Genomic DNA, 5,578 nt, shown 5'->3' on the forward strand with positions numbered 1-5,578 from the left:
ACAAGCCAGTACCAGTTGTACGTTGCTTCAATGACCACTCCCACCAGATCTTCGCGGTGCGGCGCCAGCGCCGCCCGGATCTGGACAGGATCGTTCGGTAACCGTCGCTGGTAGAGAACCCGGTCAGTGTCATCGCTGACGACGACGACACTGTTGTTCGAGTGCAGGTCGATTCCACTAAACTTGTTCATGCCGGCCTCCTGTGCGTCACGTCGGTGTCCCCACCCTGACTGTACGCCCGCCGTTCGAGTCGAACGGCGGGAGGCCGGCTATATGATTATCAGAACCTCCAGAACCCTGATCTGTTGAAGGCTGATGGCCTGATTACAGACGTAATAGGAATGGAAGCAACCAGACAACAGGTTGTCAGATATTTATTTCCGACGTGACACGGTCGTCTGACGATGCGCAACCACCCATTCGCTCATCATACCCAGACTGCCGCCGCGGGACTTGGAAGGAGATCGCAAGAGACTCAGGTGCTCACCTGAAGTTTCGCGCCTGCGCCTTACTGGCCTCGCGACGGCCCCATGGTTCCCCGATCGTCTGTCGGGGACAACGTGGCGAAGACCGTCGCGCGTGATGCCACCGAATTTTGCTATCAGCCGCTAATATGATGTAGGGTAACATCATTGCGTCAGCTAGGAAAATCAAATCGTTGAATGCCAACTGCCGTTTCTCCCGTCTCCTAAGTGCCCGGATGTCTTTGAGAGACCAAACTCACCGGTGTGCGTTTCGTGCCGCGCCAACCCCACTGTGACGGCAAAAGAAGGACGGTCGACCTCGATTAGATTCCCGTCATGTCCGTCGAAGAGCACGGTCGGTGAACGGTGTAGGCAATCAACTCCTGCGACAAATCACTTGTGGCTGAATGCCACCAATACTTTCCACTGGAAGCGCAAACGGCATTTAGAATGCGGATGCCTCCTATCCAAACAATCTATTTTCGCAATGGCGCGGAGCAATGCATACTGAATCCTGCTGTCTAGTCGGCACCGTTACAGTTTGAAGTACCACGGTGCCGATGTTGCTTGATCTGCTAGGTGCAACCCGCGCACTACAGGCGCACTTCGAATGGCATGCCGAGCCGGCATTTATCAGACGCGCTGGACCAATAGTTTCTGGCCCGTGAACCGACAGCTGTTACGCGGGTGGCTGACGATTACCGCTTTAACTTAAGCTGGCGCATAGAACGCCGATTCGCCGGAGCAAATGAATGCACGTTGTCGATATAGATCAGATGGCCCTGTTCTTCGTGAACTCATTTGAGCTCGTTTTGGTCTTCGCTAACGTCTGCGTCGTACTTGAGCTGATCTTCCCGGCCTACCGCTACAGCTTTTCGTCATACATTCGGGGCGTGCGGAACTGGATAATCCGCATTGGTTTTGGCGCATTAATCTGGCACCTTTACGCTATGGGGCTGCAATGGTTAGGGGTGAAACCACTCCTGACTATCGATTTTGGGGCGTTCCTCGATTCCGGCAACAGGATTGTCGGGGTGTTTATGGCAGTGCTTTCTGGCGTTCTGGTCGCAATTGCCGGCGACTTCTTTTACTACTGGATGCACCGCGCACAGCACGCAATTCCGTTCCTGTGGCGCTTGCATGCGACTCATCACTCGATTCGCGAGTTGACCGCATGGAACTGTAATCATCACATTTCCGAGCCGATTGTTTACGCGGTGTTTGTAGCACTGCCACTCGCGCTAATCCACTTCAAGTCCGGTGTCGTGCCCGCGGTTGCCATGACGCTAATTAGCTTCCAGGCGCATCTTTCCCACTCCAGCACCCGTGTGAATCTCGGGCCACTCCGATACATCATCGGCGATAACCAGTTTCACCGCATTCACCATTCAATGGGGTCGCATCACCGGCACCAAAACTACGGGTTCTTCACTACCATCTGGGACACTGTCTTTCGCACGGCATACTGGCCGGAAAAAGAGGAATGGCCGGAAGTGGGTCTTCGCAACCAACCAGAACCGCATACGGTTCGCGACTACGTTCTGTTCCCGTTTGACCAACGCCGCTGGTTCCGACCGGCAGTCAAAACTGGCAATAGGAAGTGACTGACAGTTCGACAATGTTATCGCTCAATTCGCCACTAAAAGCCAATGGAGACCAATCCCGACTGACATCATCCACCCTATAGGAGACAGCAACCTTATGCAGCGAATGCCAATCCTCGCCGGCTGTGCCGCCACAGCTTTGATGGTTTGCAGTGCAGAAGCACAGGCCGAGGCTTGGTCTGCAACTTCGCCCGAAGCCTCGTCCTGCTATCCGTCCGATCTCCTTTTTGCTTCTAAGTCCGACGGTAGCTACACGTTCAACAATGACGTCTGGTCGCCCTGCCAAGGTGTCCCTGTCGCCGCAGGCGAGCAGACGATCTGGGCCAAGAGCAACCTTGACTGGGGCGTTTCTTCAAATCAACCAGACACCGGCCACATCAAGTCCTATCCACACATCGGATATGCGGTCAACAAGTCCCTCAGTTCGCTTAAGTCGCTGACTGCTGTCGTCTCAGCGATCACCCCTTCTAGCGGCGCCTGGGAATCGACCTTCGACATCTGGGCCGGAAACAAGGCGCACGAAATCATGGTCTGGCTCAACTATACCGGATCCCCTAATGGCTGCGGCAACGTTAAGCCGATTTCCGCGAACTGGACGTTTTCCGGCTGTGCGATCCCAATTCAGAAAGATGTCCAGCTGTCGGGCGGTTACTGGAATGTCTACGTGGGTAACAACGGCAGTAACACGGTCTATTCGTTTCTTCGCACAGAAAAGACCAACCAGACCAAGCTCGACGTGCTGGCGTTCATGAATTACCTTAAGTCGCGATATTATTTCGATGACGTCGTGCTCGGCGATGTTGAGTACGGCTTCGAAATAACGTCGTCGCCTGGCGGTCTGTCTTTCGGGTCCAAAAACTTCTCCGTCACCGCCGAGTGATATCGGCGCCTCCCGTCCTCGCGTGGATATTTGTATCCCCTGGTAATGCAGACTCCCAGGAACCGGACAGCCAGGCTGATCATCTTCTCCCAACGGCGAACGTTTGATTGATGGCAAGCGATCCGTGCGGGGGCGCTGGAGCAGGAGCATCCCTTCTGGGCGGAAGCACCTGAGCACTGTCCGGGCATCGCCGTCGGTTGCATAAAAGTGGATTCGATTTGTGAGACCGGCGAACTCGCCGTGGTAATTACCGGTGACCAGCCAACTCGCCAGGTCTTTACGATGAATGGTCGCGGACCAGGATTTGCCCCGCGCTGGCCACCAGCACGCTAAGTTCACGCGGAACGATCACCGACGGGGAGAACGCTAGCCTTCGATCGGACCCACGCACGAGAGTTTAAGGCTGATCATCCCTGCGTGTCTCAAGGCAAGCCAGTACTGCCGTGCCAGCCATATAGAACACCGGTGTCACGGGACGGTTCCATCGACCACCCGTGATCCTGGCACTCGCGCCTGAGATGTCGTCGGCCGTATAGCCCGGCGTATCGGTTCCAATGCGCCAAAGCATCGTGCCGCCCTTCAAGGTTAGCCGCTGCACGGCGACTAAATGCAACAACGCCGATAAAAGTGGCAAAAATCCATGTCCTTGAGGAGCGAGAAACGGAGACGAACCCGAACGAACTGAGCTGATGGACCCAAGCCCGCGAAATAGGCCTGGACGTCGCCCCGGGCGACATGGTGCCGACGAAGGCGAGCCGGAGGCCTGAAATGAGCCTCGCGAACCACCACTTTCCCCGATCCTGACATCCCTGAGAGGACCCAATCCCTGATGAAAACCCTAGCACCACAAAAGCGTGTGGCATCTCTCGCGATGGCCATCGCCACCACCCTCGCATCCTCGGTAGCCACGGCGCAAACCCCGGACGTCGTGCAACCTCGCAATCCCGACCGCGCCGTCCTGCCGGTCATCTCTGGCTCGAAGGTCAGCGTTCCCTTTGGATCATGCAGCGTAGGAGCGGTGTTGGTGCCCAAGAGCTTCTTCCACAGACTGACGCCTTACCAACGTGCCACACGATGGCTCGTGCTTGCCAAGCACTGCGCGCCGATGCACGCGACCATCCACGTGGGTACCGTTGCCATCGGCAACGTCGTGTGGCAGTCGGCTACCTCGGACATCGAGCTCGTGCGGGTATCGCCGAAGCCGAATCCGATGTCCTTGCAATGCGCCTCCTCTCACCACAGCGCAGCCTTCTGCAGTCCGATCCAGACTTATACGCCCCTTGCGAATAACCAGGTCTTCATGCCGCGCGCCGGGCAGGAAGCGCGCCTTGCTGTTATCGGGTGGTCGGACGCGCCGTATGAACAGTTCTGCACAAGCGGTTGGCGCACCGGCGTGCGCTGCGTGTGGCAAGGCATGTCTGTCGAGGCGGGAGTTTATAAACCGAATTATGAGCACATCAATGCCGCGCACTCGTCCGAGCTCGAGAGCATTGCAAACGGCGACTCCGGCGGACCGGTCGTCACGTACGAACGGCAACTGATCGGGATCATCTCCGCCGGCGAGCCTGTCGGCCGCTCCATCGTCTACTACACGCCAATGCAACAGGTGCTGTACGAGCTTTTCAGCTACAACCTCGCCCCGGCCGACCTACCCACCGATGTCGGCGAAGATAATCCGCTATCCCGCAACGGTGAAAACGCCGGTTGGGAACTGGCGCCGACCGACGACGAGTGAGGTGCCCGGTCGCGACCCGCCACCGGATGAAGGCGAGCTAGTCGGCGTTCATGACGCAGGCCTGTGTCGGGCTCTGACAGGTTGACGCAGTAGCGGGGGTCGAATGAAGCGATGAAGGAAAAGAAAGTCGCTTTATCACGGTCACCGCTTCCCTGCCATCGTCATCAGCTGCGCGGTTCGCTGGTATTTCCGGTTCAGCCTGAGCCTGCGCGATATCGAGGAGTTGTTGCTTGAGCGGGGTGTCGTCGTCACGTACGAAACAATCCGTTGCTGGTGCGACAAGTTCGGCGCTGGATTCGCCCAGTGTGCAAAGGCGGCGCGGCGCAAGCGGGGCAGCACATGGCATCTGGATGAGATGTTCGTGACGCTGCGCGGGGAACCGTATCTGCTGTGGCGCGCGGTCGATGAGCATGGCACTGAACTCGACGTTCTGGTGCACGACAAGGCCACGGCCAAGCGCTTCTTCCGGCGGGTGCTGCGATCCAACCCGGTGCCGCGCAGGATCGTCACTGACCAGCTACGCGGCTATCCGGCAGCGAAGTCCGAGATTGCAGAGCTCGCTCACGTGAAGCACGTTTTCGTCAAGGCGGTTGCCCGCGTGAATAACCGCGCCGAGAACAGCCACCAGCCGACCCGCAGACGCGAACGCCAGATGCTCGGCTTTCGCGATGCGCGTCGCGCTCAGGCGTTTCCCTCACGGTTCGGCCCAATCCGGCAGCACTTTGCTTTGCCCAGACATCGAATGAAAGCGGCAACTCATCGTGCCGCACTCCAGGAACGCCTCGCCACATGGTACGGTTGGACTGGAACTGCCTCAATCGGTAAGGCCATTTAATAATGGATAACTACCGTTACTGGTACACGTACAGTCTACGTTCGTCAACTTGACAAAGCC

Annotated in this window: 4 protein-coding genes and 2 pseudogenes; 4 read left to right on the forward strand and 2 right to left on the reverse strand. The window is 57.4% G+C overall.

Annotated elements, in window-relative coordinates:
* Window positions 1–191: pseudogene (locus VSR34_RS37175) on the reverse strand (IS110 family transposase); the annotation flags it as partial.
* A gap of 1,025 nt (window positions 192–1,216) precedes the next feature.
* On the opposite strand from VSR34_RS37175, the gene VSR34_RS37180 reads away from it, so the two are divergent.
* Entirely contained in the window at window positions 1,217–2,068 is an 852-nt protein-coding gene (locus VSR34_RS37180; RefSeq protein ID WP_342965099.1) for a sterol desaturase family protein, read from the forward strand.
* A gap of 106 nt (window positions 2,069–2,174) precedes the next feature.
* Entirely contained in the window at window positions 2,175–2,948 is a 774-nt protein-coding gene (locus VSR34_RS37185; RefSeq protein ID WP_342965100.1) for a glycosyl hydrolase, read from the forward strand.
* A 397-nt stretch (window positions 2,949–3,345) separates the two neighbouring features.
* Here the strand turns inward: VSR34_RS37185 and VSR34_RS37190 are convergent, their stop codons facing one another.
* Window positions 3,346–3,516, reverse strand: coding sequence for an RES family NAD+ phosphorylase (locus tag VSR34_RS37190; protein WP_342965101.1), 171 nt, complete (start codon window positions 3,514–3,516; stop codon window positions 3,346–3,348).
* Window positions 3,517–3,777: 261 nt separating this feature from the next.
* On the opposite strand from VSR34_RS37190, the gene VSR34_RS37195 reads away from it, so the two are divergent.
* Both VSR34_RS37195 and VSR34_RS37200 read left to right on the forward strand, forming a co-directional pair.
* Window positions 3,778–4,683, forward strand: a complete 906-nt coding sequence (locus VSR34_RS37195) for a trypsin-like serine protease (protein ID WP_342965102.1) — start codon at window positions 3,778–3,780, stop codon at window positions 4,681–4,683.
* Window positions 4,684–4,801: 118 nt separating this feature from the next.
* Window positions 4,802–5,518: pseudogene (locus tag VSR34_RS37200) on the forward strand (IS6 family transposase); the annotation flags it as partial.
* Window positions 5,519–5,578: the final 60 nt, after the last annotated feature.

This window comes from Paraburkholderia sp. JHI2823 (assembly GCF_038900695.1).
Taxonomy (GTDB): domain Bacteria; phylum Pseudomonadota; class Gammaproteobacteria; order Burkholderiales; family Burkholderiaceae; genus Paraburkholderia; species Paraburkholderia mimosarum.

Excerpts from the sequence above, each read along its gene's own strand:
- VSR34_RS37195 (WP_342965102.1), top strand. The coding sequence starts at position 3,778 with ATGAAAACCCTAGCACCACAAAAGCGTGTGGCATCTCTCGCGATGGCC.
- VSR34_RS37185 (WP_342965100.1), top strand. The coding sequence starts at position 2,175 with ATGCCAATCCTCGCCGGCTGTGCCGCCACAGCTTTGATGGTTTGCAGT.
- VSR34_RS37180 (WP_342965099.1), top strand. The coding sequence starts at position 1,217 with ATGCACGTTGTCGATATAGATCAGATGGCCCTGTTCTTCGTGAACTCA.
- VSR34_RS37190 (WP_342965101.1), bottom strand. The coding sequence starts at position 3,516 with ATGCTTTGGCGCATTGGAACCGATACGCCGGGCTATACGGCCGACGAC.